Origin of the sequence: Burkholderia sp. BCC1988, assembly GCF_905339895.1 — a bacterium.
Classification (GTDB): domain Bacteria; phylum Pseudomonadota; class Gammaproteobacteria; order Burkholderiales; family Burkholderiaceae; genus Burkholderia.
Genome location: NZ_CAJPHA010000003.1, coordinates 295,684 through 310,695, shown reverse-complemented (window position 1 = coordinate 310,695; position 15,012 = coordinate 295,684). Strand labels below are relative to the sequence as shown.

The 15,012-nt window shown below is 68.0% G+C and carries 17 protein-coding genes; 5 read left to right on the top strand and 12 right to left on the bottom strand.

Annotation, left to right across the window (positions count from 1 at the left end; genetic code table 11):
- Nucleotides 1-156: 156 nt before the first annotated feature.
- Genes fahA through U4012_RS06235 form a run of 5 tightly spaced genes read right to left on the bottom strand, consistent with a single transcriptional unit; the run spans nucleotide 157 to nucleotide 6,114 of the window.
- A complete protein-coding gene (gene fahA, locus U4012_RS06255; protein ID WP_321796992.1) occupies nucleotides 157-1,461 on the bottom strand; it encodes a fumarylacetoacetase in 1,305 nt (434 codons plus the stop codon).
- Nucleotides 1,458-2,792: a homogentisate 1,2-dioxygenase gene (hmgA, locus tag U4012_RS06250; protein ID WP_044844108.1), complete on the bottom strand. Its 1,335-nt coding sequence runs from the start codon at nucleotides 2,790-2,792 to the stop codon at nucleotides 1,458-1,460. The genes fahA and hmgA overlap by 4 nt, the downstream gene beginning before the upstream one ends.
- Nucleotides 2,793-2,807: 15 nt before the next feature.
- Nucleotides 2,808-4,169 (bottom strand): MFS transporter, encoded by a 1,362-nt coding sequence (locus tag U4012_RS06245; RefSeq protein ID WP_321796991.1) that lies wholly within the window; start codon nucleotides 4,167-4,169, stop codon nucleotides 2,808-2,810.
- Entirely contained in the window at nucleotides 4,166-4,396 is a 231-nt protein-coding gene (locus U4012_RS06240; protein WP_044844106.1) for a DUF2783 domain-containing protein, read from the bottom strand. Before U4012_RS06240 ends, U4012_RS06245 begins: the two co-directional genes overlap by 4 nt.
- Before the next feature lie 29 nt (nucleotides 4,397-4,425).
- On the bottom strand, nucleotides 4,426-6,114 hold the full coding sequence (locus U4012_RS06235; RefSeq protein WP_321796990.1) for an FAD-dependent oxidoreductase: 1,689 nt from the start codon (nucleotides 6,112-6,114) through the stop codon (nucleotides 4,426-4,428).
- Between the two features lie 380 nt (nucleotides 6,115-6,494).
- On the opposite strand from U4012_RS06235, the gene U4012_RS06230 reads away from it, so the two are divergent.
- Complete coding sequence (locus tag U4012_RS06230) at nucleotides 6,495-7,298, top strand: EAL domain-containing protein (RefSeq protein ID WP_321796989.1); 804 nt, start codon at nucleotides 6,495-6,497, stop codon at nucleotides 7,296-7,298.
- Between the two features lie 146 nt (nucleotides 7,299-7,444).
- Here U4012_RS06230 and U4012_RS06225 read toward each other — a convergent pair whose 3' ends face one another.
- Nucleotides 7,445-8,236, bottom strand: coding sequence for an IclR family transcriptional regulator (locus U4012_RS06225; protein ID WP_044844103.1), 792 nt, complete (start codon nucleotides 8,234-8,236; stop codon nucleotides 7,445-7,447).
- 184 nt (nucleotides 8,237-8,420) lie between these two features.
- Between U4012_RS06225 and U4012_RS06220 the strand changes: the two genes are divergently transcribed.
- Entirely contained in the window at nucleotides 8,421-9,608 is a 1,188-nt protein-coding gene (locus U4012_RS06220; RefSeq protein WP_044844102.1) for an acyl-CoA dehydrogenase, read from the top strand.
- A 138-nt stretch (nucleotides 9,609-9,746) separates the two neighbouring features.
- Here the strand turns inward: U4012_RS06220 and U4012_RS06215 are convergent, their stop codons facing one another.
- Nucleotides 9,747-10,385, bottom strand: coding sequence for a peroxiredoxin (locus U4012_RS06215; RefSeq protein ID WP_034182833.1), 639 nt, complete (start codon nucleotides 10,383-10,385; stop codon nucleotides 9,747-9,749).
- A gap of 319 nt (nucleotides 10,386-10,704) precedes the next feature.
- Between U4012_RS06215 and U4012_RS06210 the strand changes: the two genes are divergently transcribed.
- The 3 genes from U4012_RS06210 to U4012_RS06200 all read left to right on the top strand — a co-directional run bounded on the left by U4012_RS06210 (nucleotide 10,705) and on the right by U4012_RS06200 (nucleotide 12,008).
- Nucleotides 10,705-11,007 carry a DUF883 family protein gene (locus U4012_RS06210; RefSeq protein WP_044844101.1) on the top strand — a complete coding sequence of 101 codons (303 nt, stop codon included), beginning with the start codon at nucleotides 10,705-10,707 and terminating at the stop codon, nucleotides 11,005-11,007.
- 124 nt (nucleotides 11,008-11,131) lie between these two features.
- Nucleotides 11,132-11,521: a phage holin family protein gene (locus tag U4012_RS06205; RefSeq protein ID WP_044844100.1), complete on the top strand. Its 390-nt coding sequence runs from the start codon at nucleotides 11,132-11,134 to the stop codon at nucleotides 11,519-11,521.
- Nucleotides 11,522-11,564: 43 nt separating this feature from the next.
- Nucleotides 11,565-12,008, top strand: coding sequence for a DUF3318 domain-containing protein (locus tag U4012_RS06200; protein WP_124488708.1), 444 nt, complete (start codon nucleotides 11,565-11,567; stop codon nucleotides 12,006-12,008).
- A gap of 78 nt (nucleotides 12,009-12,086) precedes the next feature.
- Here U4012_RS06200 and U4012_RS06195 read toward each other — a convergent pair whose 3' ends face one another.
- From U4012_RS06195 to U4012_RS06175, 5 genes are all read right to left on the bottom strand, one after another.
- Complete coding sequence (locus tag U4012_RS06195; RefSeq protein ID WP_321796986.1) at nucleotides 12,087-12,539, bottom strand: type IV pilin protein; 453 nt, start codon at nucleotides 12,537-12,539, stop codon at nucleotides 12,087-12,089.
- Nucleotides 12,536-13,084: a hypothetical protein gene (locus U4012_RS06190; RefSeq protein WP_321796984.1), complete on the bottom strand. Its 549-nt coding sequence runs from the start codon at nucleotides 13,082-13,084 to the stop codon at nucleotides 12,536-12,538. The genes U4012_RS06195 and U4012_RS06190 overlap by 4 nt, the downstream gene beginning before the upstream one ends.
- Before the next feature lie 106 nt (nucleotides 13,085-13,190).
- The gene (locus tag U4012_RS06185) at nucleotides 13,191-14,030 is read right to left on the bottom strand and encodes a PilW family protein (RefSeq protein WP_321796982.1); all 840 of its coding nucleotides are present in this window, start codon (nucleotides 14,028-14,030) and stop codon (nucleotides 13,191-13,193) included.
- Nucleotides 14,014-14,436, bottom strand: a complete 423-nt coding sequence (locus U4012_RS06180) for a hypothetical protein (RefSeq protein ID WP_321796980.1) — start codon at nucleotides 14,434-14,436, stop codon at nucleotides 14,014-14,016. Before U4012_RS06180 ends, U4012_RS06185 begins: the two co-directional genes overlap by 17 nt.
- Nucleotides 14,433-14,990: a GspH/FimT family pseudopilin gene (locus tag U4012_RS06175; RefSeq protein WP_321796978.1), complete on the bottom strand. Its 558-nt coding sequence runs from the start codon at nucleotides 14,988-14,990 to the stop codon at nucleotides 14,433-14,435. Before U4012_RS06175 ends, U4012_RS06180 begins: the two co-directional genes overlap by 4 nt.
- Nucleotides 14,991-15,012 lie beyond the last annotated feature (22 nt).

Genomic DNA, 15,012 nt, shown 5'->3' with positions numbered 1-15,012 from the left:
AGACTCAAACACCCTGACGCTGAAACGCGTGCGCAGCATCACCCACCAGCACGCATCGACGCACGCGCGCGCCCCGCCGACAAAACGAAAACGGCCCACTTAATGCGGGCCGCCCTGTCCTTCCGGACTACGCGCTACATGTCGCGCCGCGATCCGTCACGCGCCCCGCGCGGGAAGGATCTTGCCGGCACAGGTGCCGAAGCCGACGCGATAACCATCGCCCTGGCACCACCCGGCGAGCGTGAGCTCGTCGCCGTCCTCGATGAACGCGCGGCTGCCGCCGCCGTTCAGCGCGAGCGGCTCCTTGCCGTTCCACGTCAGTTCGAGCAGGCTGCCGAACGAATCCTTCGTCGGCCCGCTGATCGTGCCCGAACCCATCAGGTCGCCCACGCGCGTGTTGCAGCCCGCGACCGTGTGATGCGCGAGCTGCTGCGCCATCGTCCAGTACATGTGCCTGAAGTTGGTGCGGCAGATCGACGTCGCTTCGGCCGCACCTTCGGCGCGCAGCGTCACTTCGAGCGCGATGTCGAATGCATGCTTGCCCGCGTGCCGCAGATACGCGAGCGGCTGCGGCGACTGTTCGGGCTGCGCGACGCGAAACGGTTCGAGCGCGTCGAGCGTGACGATCCAGGGCGAGATCGTCGTCGCGAAGCCCTTCGAGTTGAACGGGCCGAGCGGCACGTATTCCCACTGCTGGATGTCGCGCGCGCTCCAGTCGTTCAGCAGCACCATCCCGAAGATGTGCGCTTCGGCATCCTCGCACGCGATCGGCTCGCCAAGCGCATTGCCGCGGCCGACGATGAAGCCCGTCTCCAGTTCGATGTCGAGCTTGCGGCACGCGCCGAACACCGGACGCTCCTGGTCGGGCAGCTTCAGCTGCCCGTTCGGGCGCCGCACCGGCGTGCCGCTCACGACCACCGACGACGCACGGCCGTTGTAGCCGATCGGCATCTCCGACCAGTTCGGCAGCAGCGCATTCTTCGGATCGCGAAACATCGAGCCGACGTTGGTCGCATGCTCCTTCGACGAATAGAAATCGGTGTAGCCGGGAATGTCGACCGGCAGGTGCAGCGTCGCGTCGCGCTGCGCGACGAGCGCTTGCGCGCGCAACGCGGCGTCATCGCGCAGTCGCGCGTCGTCGCGCGAAAACAGCGTCGACAGCTGCACGCGCACGCCGCGCCACGCATCGCGGCCGAGCGCGATGAACGCATTGAGCGTCGGCGCGGCGAACACGTCGGCGCCGGCCGGCAGCGTCACGAGGCCCGCACGCGCGAGCGCGGCGAGGTCGACGATCTGGTCGCCGAGCGCGACGCCCGCGCGGCGCGCCGGTTGCTTCGCATCGCTGAAGATCCCGAACGGCAGGTTCTGGATCGGGAAATCGCAGGCGGGATCGTTCGCCGTCTCGACCCAGCTCTTGCGAGCCGGGTCGAGCGTCGCGCGCCAGTCTTGGGTATCGCTCATCGTTGCTCCGGATTGAAGTGTTTCCTGATGCCTTGCCAGCATTCGAAGTAGTCGGCCTGCAGCTGCGCCGTGTCGAGCGCATAGCGCGTCGGCCGGATCAGCGTGCGGGTTTCGAACATGAACGCCATCGTCGCGTCGACCTTGTGCGGCTTCGTCGTGTCGCTCGCCGACGCCTTCTCGAACGTGTCCGCGTCCGGCCCGTGGCCCGACATGCAGTTGTGCAGGCTCGCGCCGCCCGGCACGAAGCCTTCGGCCTTCGCGTCGTACGCGCCGTGCACGAGCCCCATGAACTCGCTCGCGACGTTGCGGTGGAACCAGGGCGGGCGGAACGTATCCTCGGCCGCGAGCCAGCGTGGCGGGAAGATCACGAAGTCGATCGTGTCGACGCCCGGCGTGTCGCTGGGCGACTGCAGCACGAGGAAGATCGACGGATCGGGATGGTCGAAGCTGATCGAGCCGATCGTGTTGAACAGGCGCAGGTCGTATTTGTACGGCGCGTAGTTGCCGTGCCACGCGACGACGTCGAACGGCGAATGGCCGATGTCCGCGCGCCACAGGCGCCCGTTCAGCTTCGCGACCAGCTCGAACGCGCCTTCGCGATCCTCGTACGCGGCCTGCGGCGTGAGGAAATCGCGCGGGTTCGCGAGCCCGTTCGAACCGATGGGGCCGAGGTCAGGCAGGCGCAGCAGCGCGCCGAAGTTCTCGCAGATGTAGCCGCGCGCATCGCCGTCCGGCAGCGCGACGGAAAAACGCACGCCGCGCGGAATCACCGCGATCTCGAACGGCTCGACGTCGAGCCGGCCGAATTCGGTCGCGATGAAGAGCCGCCCCTGCTGCGGCACGATCAGCAGCTCACCGTCGGCGCTATAGAAAAAGCGGTCCTGCATCGAGCGGTTCGCCGCGTACAGGTGGATCGCACAGCCGTTCATCGCGGCCGCCGAACCGTTGCCGGCCATCGTCACGAGCCCTTCGACGAAATCGGTCGGCTCGACCGGCATCGGCAGCGGATCCCAGCGCAGCTGGTTCGGCGGCGTCGGCGGCACGTCGGCCGAGTCGCCGAATTCCGACACGAGCCGCTGCGGGCCCGTGAACGGCTCGAACGGCCGGTGCACGGCCGCCGGCCGGATCCGGTACAGCCACGAGCGGCGGTTGTGGCTGCGCGGTGCGGTAAACGCGGTGCCCGACAGCTGCTCCGCATACAGCCCGTACGGCGCGCGCTGCGGCGAGTTGCGGCCGTGCGGCAGCGCGCCGGGCAGCGCCTCGGTCGCGAATTCGTTCGCGAATCCGCTCAGGTAGCCGGCGGTCGCCGGTTTCGACAGGTCAAGCGTCATCGTTTCCTTTCTCCATCAATTCAAGGCGGCGTTCGGCGCCTGCGCCCCGCTGCGCCGCGTGACGCCGGCCAGGCCCAGCACGAACAGCGCCGAGCACAGCACGGGCACCGCGGCCGCATGGAACAGCGCGCCGTTGGTCCAGTTGAGCGCAATCAGTTGTCCGCCGACGAGCGGCCCGAGCACCGAGCCGATCCGGCCGATGCCGAGGCTCCAGCCGATGCCGGTCGAGCGCAGCGACGTCGGGTAATACTGGCCCGCGAGCGCGTTCACGGCCGGCTGCCCGCCGACCACGCAGAACCCGCCCGCGAACACGACGAGCAGCAGCCACGGCAGCGCATGCGCGACCGAGCCGATCAGCCCCACCGACACGGCCGCGCATGCGAAGCACGCGAACAGCACGCGCACGAAGCCGTAGCGTTCGATGAACCAGCCGAGCGACAGCGTGCCGATCACGCCGCCCGTCTGCAGCACCGTGCCGACGATCACCGCCGTGCCCGGCGAATAGCCCGCGTCGCGCATCACCGTCGGCAGCCAGTTCGACAGGAAGTACAGGTCGATCAGGTTCATGAAGCTGATTGCCCACAGCAGCAGCGTGACCGGCAGGCGGCCATGACGGAACAGCTCGGCGACCGGCGCGCCGCTCGCCGCGCGCTCGCGCACGACGAGGCGCGTGGTCGCGTCGATGCCGGCCTGCGGCGCGAAGCGCGCGAGCCAGTCGCGTGCCTGCGCGTCGCGCCCTTTCAGCACCAGGAACTGCAGCGATTCGGGCAGCCGCGCGAACATCGCGAGCGTCAGCACCAGCGGCACCGCGCCGCCGACGAAGAACACCGAGCGCCAGCCGAGCGCCGGAATCAGCGCGGCGCTGATGAAGCCGCCGAGCGCGGCGCCGAGCGTGAAGCCGCACGACACGATCATCATCCGCTTCACGCGATGGGCGGCCGGGCTGAACTCGCCGACCAGCGCCATCGCGTTCGGCATGATGCAGCCGAGGCCGAGGCCCGTGACGAAGCGCAGCGCCATCAGCACCGGGATCGAACCCGCGAACGGCGTCGCGAGCATCGTCACCGCGAAGAACAGCGTCGAGCCGATCAGCACCGGGCGCCGCCCGATCCGGTCGGCCAGCACCGACAACCCGAGCGCGCCGAGCAGCATCCCGAACAGGCTCGCGCTGAACACGGGCCCGAGCGCCTGCTTCGGCACGCCCCATTCGGCGATCACGCTCGGCGCGACATACCCCATCGCCTGCGCATCGAAGCCGTCGATCACGAGGCACAGCCCGCACAACACGAGCAGCATCCAGTGAAAGCCCGGGCGATGCGTGTCGTCGATCACGCGCTCGACTTCGAGCACGCGCGCGTCGGCCGGCGCCGCGCTCATTGCGCCGCCTCGGCGGCCGGATGCACGGGCGGCGTCACGCCCTGACGCGCGAGCGCCATCGCTTCGCGCAGCACGTCGGCGTCGCCGATCTGGTTCGCGAGCAGCAGGATCAGCTTCGCGTTGACGAGCTGGCTGTCGGCGTCCGACAGGTCGCGATGCATGTCGATCAGCGCTTCGTAGAACGCGTCCGGATCGGCCAGGCGCGGGCGGGTGTCGAGTCGGGGCATGACGGGTGTCTCCGGTATCGTTGTCGTGGTCAGTGCGCGGTTGCGCGTGCGCAGGTCGCGCGCGCCAGTGCGTCGGCGATCGCCTGGCGCTCGAGCGTGCGCATCCGTGCGCAGACGTGCTGGTCGGGACGCAGCAGGTAGAACGTGCCGGGCTTCGCGTCGTAGCGTTGCGCGACGAGACCGTCGACGTCCTCCACGACGTCGACGCCGGCCACCGGTTGCGCATGCCCGGCCGGCACGACCAGCACCGGCCGGACCGGCAGCGCGAGGCCGTCGAGCGCCTGCGCGAGCGCGGCGGCGTCGCCGGGCAGCCCGAACAGCATGCCCGCGAAACCGTCGCCCAGATGCCGCAGCAGCCAGCCGGACGCACCCTGCGCGCGCACCGGCGCATCGGCCGCCGCCGCGCCCGGCCGCATCGCGCACCCGAACGCGTCGCCGTTGCGGTCCGGCGTGTTCAGCGGCGAATCGGTCAGCACGGCAGGCACCGACAGGCGGCCGCTGTTCACGAGCTTGCGCGCGAATTCGCAGTCGCGCGCAAGCTTCAGCGTCGCGTCGCGGAACACGCGCGATACCGCGCTCTTCGGCGTGATGAAGTCGGTCGAGCGCGTCGAATTGCGGATGTTCTCGTCGGCCGCGAACTCGCGCTCGCTCGCATAGGTGTCGAGCAGGCGGTCGTCAGCGCGACCGTCGAGCACGAGCTTCAGCTTCCACGCGAGGTTGTCCGCGTCCTGCACGCCGCTGTTCGCGCCGCGCGCACCGAATGGCGACACGCCGTGCGCGGAATCGCCCGCGAACAGCACGCGGCCATGACGGAAACTGTCCATCCGCTGGCAGCGGAACGTATAGACGCTCACCCATTCGAGCTCGAACTCGACGTCCGGCCCGAGCAGCGCGCGCACGCGCGGGATCACGCGTTCCGGCTGCTTCTCGGCGACCGGATCGGCGTCCCAGCCGAGCTGGAAGTCGATGCGCCACACGTTGTCGGGCTGACGGTGCAGCAGCACCGACTGGTTGCGGTGGAACGGCGGATCGAACCAGAACCAGCGTTCGGTCGGGAATTCCGCCTTCATCTTCACGTCGGCGATCAGGAAGCGGTCCTTGAACGTGCGGCCGCGGCTCTCGAGGCCCATCGCCGCGCGCATCGGGCTGCGCGAGCCGTCGGCCGCGATCACGTATTGCGCGCGCAGCGTCTCGATCCCTTCCGGCGTCTCGACGGTGAGCGTCGCGTGTTCCGCCGACTGCGCGACACCCGTCACCTTGTGCTTCCAGCGAATCTCGAGGTTGGGCAGCGCGAACGCGCGCTCGGCCAGATAGCCTTCGACGTAGTACTGCTGCAGGTTGATGAACGCGGGACGCGCGTGGCCTTCCTCCGGCAGCAGGTCGAACGCATACAGCTGTTCGTCCTGCAGGAACACCTTGCCGACATGCCAGCTCACGCCCTTGTCGACGAAGCGCTCGCCGCAGCCGAGCCGGTCGAAGATCTCGAGCGTGCGCTTCGCGAAGCAGATCGCGCGCGAGCCCGTCGACAGCGTGTCGTCGTCGTCGAGCAGCACGACCGGCACGCCCTGCTGCGCCAGGTCGATCGCGGCCGACAGGCCCACCGGGCCCGCGCCGACGACGATCACCGGGTGGAGGGTCGCGTCATCGCCGGCGGCGCGCGTCGCGCGCGGCCGGTAGTCGAACTTCAGCGTCTGGTAATCGATGCTCATGGTCGCCATCCGCTCCTCAACCCTGCCGTGCGCATGCCGGCGCGCGCAGCGTCGTTCCGCTCATGCCCGTTGCCCGCCGCCGCCGCGGCCCGCCCTGTTCCGTCCACTTCCTGTCAACCGCCACGTCTCGCTCCTTGCTTCCTGTTGATCCGATTCGGGAAACGGCACCGCTGCGGGCGCCCGAACGCCGCTTTTCTTGATCGGCGACACATTCTTGGATTTACGAATAGTAAAACCAATTACGAATAGTGAAATCAACGTAAACCCTAGCCGCCAGTTCCGGAACGGGATAACCATATGAGCGAAACGCCAAGCCGAGCCGGGCTCGCGCTGCTAATATCGAGAGATGAGGCGGCCCTTTCGGCCGCCATTTTTTCCTTCCCACGCCGATGATTCCGCCCAACATTCCCGAGCTGGTCGTCCGTGCCGGGCAACTGCCGTATCTGCGGGAACACCTTGCGCTCGCCGAGGGCGGCACCGCGTGCGCCAATCTGCCGGAGCGCACGCTTGCGAGCGCCTATGAACCGATCTACGACGTGACGATGCCCGGCGCGCCGCAGTCGACGTCGTTCGCGGACGCGATCGAGCGCTACGGCGACGAACTCGGCTTCCAGGCCGTCACGCTGGTCACGGGCACGCCGCACGACCCGGTCGATTCGGCCGTCGACGACCAGACGCTCGTCGCGATCGACCGGCTGTCGCGCGCGCTGCACGCGATCAACTTCTTCGGCGCGCAACGTCACGGGCTGCTGTTCCTGCGCGTGCACGAACGGCTGCTCAAGAGCGTGAAGTACGACCACGGCAAGCATTTCTCGTCGGTGCTGCAGCGCTTCGGGCTGCCGACCGAGCGGGTCGTGATCGAGCTGCCGGCCGTCGCGGTCGCGCACAAGACCTTCCTCGGCTACCTGACGCGCAGCTACCAGCATCACGGCTTCAAGGTCGCCGACAAGCTGCCCGACCCGGGCCGGATCCTCGCGGTCGAATCGGAGATGGCGCGGCCCGACTACATCAAGATGGATGCGGGCATCGCTCTGCGCGACGGGATGGTGAAGGCGCTGGTCGCGTATGCGCAGCGCGTGCGGATTCCGCTGATTTTCGACGGCGTCGTCGACGAGACGCAGTGCGAGCTGCTGCGCCAGCACGACGTGCGGTTCATGCAGGGGCCGGTGTTCGCGAAGGTCGTCACGGCCTGATTGGCGGTGTGGCTGCCGGCGCGCGGGGAGCGCCGCGCAGGATCGTGGATTCGATTCAGCGAGCGGGTTGCGGCGGGGATCGGGATGTCGGCGCGCCTATTCGCGTGCCCGGACACCCCAGCGACGCGCCGCGCGCAGGGCCCGTTTCAGACCGTCTGCCCGAGCCGCTGCGCGAGCGCCTTCAGCTTCGGCCCGACCTGCGTGCGGAACACGTCCTCGTCCATCGACGACGCAGGCCCGCTGCAGCTCAGGATCAGCCAGCGCCCCTCGCGCGGCTCGCGAAACGGCACGGCGGCCGCGTTCACGTCCATGTGCCACGCGCGGAACGAATAACAGCATCCGCCCGCGGAGAATTCGGCCACCGCGTCCTGTGCGGCCGCGACGAGCGCATCCGCGTCGGCCGCGCCGCCCGCCGCCCGGTGCAGATCCGCATAGAGCGCGCGGCGCACGTCCTCCGGCTGCACGGCCAGGTACGCGCGGCCCATCGAGCTCGTCAGCATCGACAGCCGCGAGCCGGGCGCCAGCCCGAGCGTCAGCGCCGTTTCGCTGCGGATCGTCTCCAGATAGATCATGTCGAGCCCGTCCCGGCAGCCGAGCGACACGGCCGCGCCGATCTCGCGCGCGAGCGCCTGCATGTGCGGCCGCGCGAGATCGAGCGTCCCCGAGCCGGACAGCAACGCGTAGCCGAGCGACAGCACGCCGGCGTCGAGCGCATACTTTCCGAGCGTCTCGTCGTAGCGCAGGTAGCCGAGCACGGTCAGCGTGTAGGCGAGCCGGTTCACCGTCGCCTTCGGCAGCCCGGTGCGCTCCGCGAAGTCGCGATTGCCGAGCATCGTCTCGCCGGGCCGGAATGCGCGCAGCAGGTCGAGCCCGCGCGCGAGCGCAACGACGAACTTGCGTTCGTCGATCGTGGTTTCGTCGATGGTTGAAAGCGTCATCTGATGCTACACTGGGTTCGTTTTGCAAAACATTGTTCCGCACAGCGGAACTTGAGTCAAGCGAACTTTAGACATCGGGCCAGGCGGCGAAGCGCCAACCCGGGGCCGATCGCAAAGCATGGGGCCCGAGCCAGCGCTGAAGCACCGACTCGGGCCGACCGCGAAGCCGACAGGAGATGAAACGATGGCTGCTGCAACTTTTCATTGGGACGATCCGCTGCTGCTCGACCAGCAACTGACCGAAGAAGAGCGGATGGTGCGCGATGCCGCGCACGCGTACGCGCGGGACAAGCTCGCGCCGCGCGTGACCGAAGCGTTCCGCCACGAGCGCACCGACGCCGAGATCTTCCGCGAGATGGGCGAGATCGGCCTGCTCGGCCCGACGATTCCTGAAGAATACGGCGGCCCCGGCCTCAATTACGTGAGCTACGGGCTGATCGCGCGCGAAGTCGAGCGCGTCGACTCCGGCTACCGCTCGATGATGTCCGTGCAGTCGTCGCTCGTGATGGTGCCGATCCACGAATTCGGCTCGGACGCGCAGAAGCAGAAATACCTGCCGAAGCTCGCGAGCGGCGAATGGATCGGCTGTTTCGGGCTGACCGAGCCGAACCACGGCTCCGACCCGGGCAGCATGGTCACGCGCGCGAAGAAGGTGCCCGGCGGCTATTCGCTGTCCGGCGCGAAGATGTGGATCACCAACTCGCCGATCGCCGACGTGTTCGTCGTGTGGGCGAAACTGGAAGAAAACGGCAAGGACGCGATCCGCGGCTTCATTCTCGAGAAGGGCTGGAAAGGCCTGTCGGCGCCGGCGATCCACGGCAAGGTCGGGCTGCGTGCGTCGATCACCGGCGAGATCGTCCTCGACGAGGTGTTCGTGCCCGAAGAGAATCTGATGCCCGACGTGAGCGGCCTGCGCGGCCCGTTCACGTGCCTGAACTCCGCGCGCTACGGGATTGCCTGGGGCGCGCTCGGCGCAGCCGAGTCCTGCTGGCACACCGCGCGCCAGTATGTGCTCGACCGCAAGCAGTTCGGCCGCCCGCTCGCCGCGAACCAGCTGATCCAGAAGAAGCTCGCCGACATGCAGACCGAAATCACGCTCGGCCTGCAAGGCGTGCTGCGTCTCGGCCGGATGAAGGACGAAGGCACGGCGGCCGTCGAGATCACGTCGATCATGAAGCGCAACTCGTGCGGCAAGGCACTCGACATCGCGCGGCTCGCGCGCGACATGCTCGGCGGCAACGGCATCTCGGACGAATTCGGCGTCGCGCGCCACCTCGTGAACCTCGAAGTGGTGAATACGTACGAAGGCACGCACGACATCCATGCGCTGATCCTCGGCCGCGCCCAGACGGGCATCCAGGCATTCTTCTAATCATTCGGATGCACGGCGCGGCGCCGCTTGCGTCGCATCGTCGCCGCTGAAACGACACGGCCCGCCCGGCATCGCTGCCGGGCGGGCCGTTTTCATCGACGCGCGTTCGTCACGCGCCGCCGATGCGGCAGCCGCTCCTTACTTGTTCGGCTGCGGCGTGAGGCGCAGGTACGGGCGCACGGCGTTGAAGCCCTTCGGGAAGCGTTTCTTCAGCTCTTCCGGATCCTGCAGCGACGGCACGATCACGACGTCGTCGCCGTCCTTCCAGTTGCCGGGCGTCGCGACCTTGTAATTGTCGGTCAGCTGCAGCGAGTCGATCACGCGCAACACTTCGTCGAAGTTACGGCCGGTGCTGGCCGGATAGGTGATGGTGAGCCGCACCTTCTTGTTCGGGTCGATCACGAACAGCGAGCGCACCGTCAGCGTTTCGTTCGCGTTCGGGTGGATCATGTCGTACAGCTGCGAAACCTTGCGGTCCGCGTCGGCGATGATCGGGAAACCGACCACGGTCGACTGCGTTTCGTTGATGTCGTTGATCCAGCCCTTGTGCGATTCGACGCCGTCGACCGACAGCGCGATCACCTTCACGTTGCGTTTCTCGAATTCGCCCTTCAGCTTCGAGGTCAGCCCGAGTTCAGTCGTGCACACCGGCGTGTAATCGGCCGGGTGCGAGAACAGGACACCCCAGCTGTCGCCCAGCCACTCGTGAAACTTGATGGGGCCCAGGCTCGATTCCTGCTCGAAATCCGGTGCGATGTCGCCAAGACGCAGACTCATGATGTTCCCTCCTCGAACGATGCTGGTTGAAACCGCGCGCTGGATGGCGCGGGACAGTCCATCAGCTTACGGGAAGCAATGAGACATGCGAACGATTATTACGTTTGATATTCATACTTTTTTGTCATTTTTGCCGGGTGGCGGCGCGGCACGAATGGCGCCCAGGGAAACTTTTCGTATCGTCTGAAGCTCTGTTGACGATTACGAGTCGTTTACCATGCAGTCTTGCACTGCCGCCGTTTATTTGTCCCGGCTCGCCAGCGGGCAGGCGTTTCGCTAGGATGTGAACCTGCAGCATGACAGCATGAAGGGAGTTGCAATGTCGGAAATCAACAAGGAGAAACTGATGTCGGATATCAAAACCGTTCTCGCGGACGCCGAGGATCTGCTCAAGCAAGCGGCGAGCAGCACGGGCGACCGTGCGGCCGAACTGCGCGAAAAAGCCCTGTCGCGCCTGAAGCAGGCCAAGGAAAAGGCAACCGACGTCCAGGTCGTGGTGGTCGAGAAAGGCAAGAAGGCCGCGCGCGCGACCGACGACTACGTGCACGAGCATCCGTGGACGTCGATCGGCGTCGCTGCCGGCGTCGGTGTGCTGATCGGCCTGCTGATCAACCGCAAGTAACGCGCTCGGCGCCGTTCCGCCCCATGCGCCGCCCGGTGCGGCACATGGGCGCCGAAGCCGGCCGGCGGTTCGCCGCCGGCCAGCTTTGACCTAGACGCTCACTGCGCGCGCAAGCGCCTTATTCATGACGACAGACACCCACTCGCAGCCGTCCGGCCAGGGACCGTTGCGCCGCTTCGTCGGCTCCGCGATCGGCCTGCTGCAGACGCGCCTCGAACTGGTCGGCATCGAACTCGCCGAGGAGAAGGAACGCCTGATGGGCGTGCTGTTCCTCGGGCTCGCGGCCATGATGCTCGCGACGATGGCGCTCATCAGCCTGACCGTGCTCGTCACGATCGCGTTCTGGGACACCTACCGGTGGCAATCGCTCGCGGTCATCACCGCGCTGTACGCGATCGCCGGTATCGCATGTGCGCTGAAGGCGCGCACGGGCCTGCGCGAGGCGCCGACCGTGTTCGAAGCAACGCTCGCCGAGCTCGAGAAAGACCGCGAGGCTTTCCGCGGCAAGCCGTGAACGCAGTCGCGTTCACCCCTCTCACCTACTTCGCCGACGCGCCATGAGCCAGAACGTCACGGGCCACTCGCCCCGCCCCCATTCGTCGCGATCGAAGTGGAGCGCGTCGCAGCATCGCGCGCTCCGCAAGGAATTGCTGATCCTGCGATCCGAGGTCGAGCGGCTCGAGCTTGCCGAAGCCGCCGCCGAAATGCGCCACGCCGTCACGCGCTTCAGCTGGCTCAAGGTGTTCATCCCCGGCCTGTCGAGCGGCAAGTTGAGCCAGTCCGCCAAGAACCTGAACGCGAACCTCGGCCAGCTCGTCAACCAGTATCCGATGCTGAGTTCGCTCGCGTCGCTCGTGCTGGCGAAACCCATTCGATCGCTGCTGCGCGCGAGCGCGGGCCCCGCGCTGAAGTGGGGCACCGTCGGCTTCGCCGCGTGGGAGTTCTACCGGATCTGGAAACAGTCGCGCGATGAACGCGCAATGGCCGCGAACGACGACTGATACGCAACGACGGGCGTGCGCGGCCATCCGGCGGTGTGCGTTTTCCGTACGTGATCGGATGATCGGGTAATCGGGCGATCAGCGCACGCCCCAGCATGTCCGCTCCAGTGTCTCGGTCACTGCGTCGCTCGATCCCGTATTGCCTTTCGTGCCGTCCGAACGCAGCGTGAATGCGCCGCATGCATCGGCGCGCATCGGGCCTGCCTCGAGCGGGTTCGCAACGAGTTCGTAGACGACCTGTGCATCGTCGCCGACCGATCGCTTCAACCCCACGCGGTAAATCGCCCGCCCGTCCGGCGGTGCCTGTGCGTATGCGTCCGGCAACGTCTGCGGCGCCGGGCCGTCCAGCGTTTCGAGATATTGAGCGGCGCGATACAGCGCGGCAACCGCGGACGCACGATGCATGCGCGCGACATGTTCGCGATGCGACGGGACGCCCCACGCGGCCAGCACGGCGACGATCGCAAGCACGATCATCAGTTCGAGCAACGTGAACGCCGCCGACCGGCGCAGCAATCCAGGCGCTTTCATCGATGCACCGCCGCGACGCGACGCCAGCGCTGCGCCACGATGCGTCCGTCGCGCAGCGCGACCTGGCTCTGCAGCCAGACTACGCTCGACGCATGGCCGCCGACACCACGCGCGGTGACGAGGTAAGCACGACTCCCTTGCGGACCGACGCCTCGCCAGGCTTCGATCAGACAACGCGGCGGCTGGGCCGCCATCGGCCAGGAGGCGAACGGCGCGAATGCATCGTCGACACCCAGCGCGGGCGTACGCCGCCATGCATCCGGCTCGCCGGGTGATAGCGGTTCGTCCATGTACGGCGCCCCGCCGCGAAGCAATCGCGCGGTACAGGCGGCCAGTGCTGCGTCGGCCGCGTGAAATGCAATCAACCGGTCCGACAATGCACGCGCGCGGCGCGATTCCGTCAGCGCGGATTCGAACCATGTGCCGGTCAGCGCAGCGACCGCCGCGCCGACCGCGATCACGGCAGGCAATGCAAGACCCGCGTCGCGACGCCAGCCGCGGCTGGCGGATGGAAAGCATGCGCGCGTCGTTCTTCCGCTCAGCATGAGGCCCTCACCGCTTGCTGTGAGTCGAAGAAAGCAACGATGCGCCCCCTTGCTCGGCCGGCCGCGATTCGCATCGCAAGCTCGCCGACGAATCCGGTTGCATGGATCATCGCACTACCTCGTGGTCCTGCGCCGCGTCGCGGACGGGATCCGCGAATGCGACCGCGGCATTGCGCAACGCGACGATTCGATGCAGCACCAGATGCGCGCGATCGTCCCGCGAAACGGCCGTGCGACCGTCGCAATCGACATGACGCGCGGGCCCGTCAATCGGTTCGCCACGCGCCCGCACGCATACGTGCACGGCGACGACATCGCGCCAGTCGCCGGCACCCATCGCTTCCGCGTCGACGAACCGCGCGCCTGCGCGACGCAGGTAACGGACCCGCAGTTGATCGATGCCGGACACGACGGGTTGCGGCGTACCCGGGCGCCCGCTTCCCTCGCAGTACAACTCCGGCTCGCCCGTCGACGGGCTGACATGCGCGTCGAAACGGTTTTCCACGAGCGGCCGCTCACCGGGAGCGCCGACACCCTGCCCGAGACAATCCGACACCTGCGCACCGACCGTCGGCCACGTCGACACGGCATCGCCGACATACCGAACCAGCACCGCATCCGACGCTGCGCGCACGGCTTCGCAGCGCACCTGCGCGCCATCGCCTCGCACGCGCCCCGCGGAACAACCGAACACCGGCGGCAGCGACGATGCCCCTTCGACATCGAGCGGACGAAACCCGGCCATCTGGATCTGCTGGCCGATCAGCATCAGCGCGGTCGCGGCCGCATCGCGCATCCGGAACCCGTCTTCCGCGCGCTGCTGCGCGATGCGCTGGGCGTGGTACAGCGCACCGGCCGCGGCAAGCACGAGCAGGCCGACGGTCATCGCGATCAGCACTTCGAGCAGCGTATGCGCGCGGCTGCGGCGATCAGCGTTCGTCCGCATCGGCATGGGCCTCCCGAAACGGTATCCGCACGCACGACGCCGGCTTGACCGTCGCCCCCGCACCTTCACATCGCGTGGAAGTCGCCGCGTAGGCGTTGGTGTCGCGCCAGCCGACCACCACGTAGCGGACACCGGCCGGCCCATCGTCGAGCGTCATCGTGCCGCCGGGCAGCGATGCAGCCGCGAGCGCCGCGATGCCGTCGTCGGCGCCCGTCGCCGCGCGCCGGCGCTCGATGCGAGCGTCGGCCAGCCACAGCGCGCGTTCACGCCAGATCGTCGCCCGCTGCGCGCGCGTCATCGCGAGCTGACTGCCGGCCACGGCCAGCATCACGGTTGCGAGCAACGCGATGGCCAGCACCGCTTCGAGCAGCGACGTGCCGCGCATCGACTTGCGCGCGCACTTCATGCCGCGTCGCAACGACCGGCGACGACGCGTGCCCGACCGCCCGCCGCGATCCGGATGCAGCGCGACACGCGTGCGTCGTCGCCGGACAGCGCACGCTGCGGACGCAATTCGAAACGCCGGATCCCGCCGATCACCTGGCCTGCCGACGGCGCAAATGCCAGATCGTGCGCCGCGCCCGCGATAGCGACGTCGGCATCGCGCGGATAGCGCCGCAGCACGCGCGGCTGCCCGTCGAACTGCCCGCTGACGATCCAGCCGCACGACCATTCCGCCGGATCGCACCGCTCGCCGGGCCGCACGCAGTCGCCATCGCGCCCGGCCCTGCACAGCGTGACACGCACGCCGAGACGCGTCGCCTCGGTGCGCGCGAACGACAGCGCACCGAGCAGCGCGAGCGCGCGGGCCTCCACGCGTTCGCGCATGCGCCACTGATCGAATGCGGGCGCGGCGTAAAGTCCGATCGCGGCTGCCAGCGCGATCGCGACCATCAACTCGACGAGCGTGAAGCCGCCGCATCGCATGCGTTTTTCAACACCCTGCCGGTGCAGTCCCATCGCGATCGCCCTCCGTCAACGT

What these genes read in the sequence shown, in the direction of transcription:
- fahA (WP_321796992.1), bottom strand. Translation starts at nt 1,461, where the DNA reads ATGAGCGATACCCAAGACTGGCGCGCGACGCTCGACCCGGCTCGCAAG.
- hmgA (WP_044844108.1), bottom strand. Translation starts at nt 2,792, where the DNA reads ATGACGCTTGACCTGTCGAAACCGGCGACCGCCGGCTACCTGAGCGGA.
- U4012_RS06245 (WP_321796991.1), bottom strand. Translation starts at nt 4,169, where the DNA reads ATGAGCGCGGCGCCGGCCGACGCGCGCGTGCTCGAAGTCGAGCGCGTG.
- U4012_RS06240 (WP_044844106.1), bottom strand. Translation starts at nt 4,396, where the DNA reads ATGCCCCGACTCGACACCCGCCCGCGCCTGGCCGATCCGGACGCGTTC.
- U4012_RS06235 (WP_321796990.1), bottom strand. Translation starts at nt 6,114, where the DNA reads ATGGCGACCATGAGCATCGATTACCAGACGCTGAAGTTCGACTACCGG.
- U4012_RS06230 (WP_321796989.1), top strand. Translation starts at nt 6,495, where the DNA reads ATGATTCCGCCCAACATTCCCGAGCTGGTCGTCCGTGCCGGGCAACTG.
- U4012_RS06225 (WP_044844103.1), bottom strand. Translation starts at nt 8,236, where the DNA reads ATGACGCTTTCAACCATCGACGAAACCACGATCGACGAACGCAAGTTC.
- U4012_RS06220 (WP_044844102.1), top strand. Translation starts at nt 8,421, where the DNA reads ATGGCTGCTGCAACTTTTCATTGGGACGATCCGCTGCTGCTCGACCAG.
- U4012_RS06215 (WP_034182833.1), bottom strand. Translation starts at nt 10,385, where the DNA reads ATGAGTCTGCGTCTTGGCGACATCGCACCGGATTTCGAGCAGGAATCG.
- U4012_RS06210 (WP_044844101.1), top strand. Translation starts at nt 10,705, where the DNA reads ATGTCGGAAATCAACAAGGAGAAACTGATGTCGGATATCAAAACCGTT.
- U4012_RS06205 (WP_044844100.1), top strand. Translation starts at nt 11,132, where the DNA reads ATGACGACAGACACCCACTCGCAGCCGTCCGGCCAGGGACCGTTGCGC.
- U4012_RS06200 (WP_124488708.1), top strand. Translation starts at nt 11,565, where the DNA reads ATGAGCCAGAACGTCACGGGCCACTCGCCCCGCCCCCATTCGTCGCGA.
- U4012_RS06195 (WP_321796986.1), bottom strand. Translation starts at nt 12,539, where the DNA reads ATGAAAGCGCCTGGATTGCTGCGCCGGTCGGCGGCGTTCACGTTGCTC.
- U4012_RS06190 (WP_321796984.1), bottom strand. Translation starts at nt 13,084, where the DNA reads ATGCTGAGCGGAAGAACGACGCGCGCATGCTTTCCATCCGCCAGCCGC.
- U4012_RS06185 (WP_321796982.1), bottom strand. Translation starts at nt 14,030, where the DNA reads ATGCGGACGAACGCTGATCGCCGCAGCCGCGCGCATACGCTGCTCGAA.
- U4012_RS06180 (WP_321796980.1), bottom strand. Translation starts at nt 14,436, where the DNA reads ATGAAGTGCGCGCGCAAGTCGATGCGCGGCACGTCGCTGCTCGAAGCG.
- U4012_RS06175 (WP_321796978.1), bottom strand. Translation starts at nt 14,990, where the DNA reads ATGGGACTGCACCGGCAGGGTGTTGAAAAACGCATGCGATGCGGCGGC.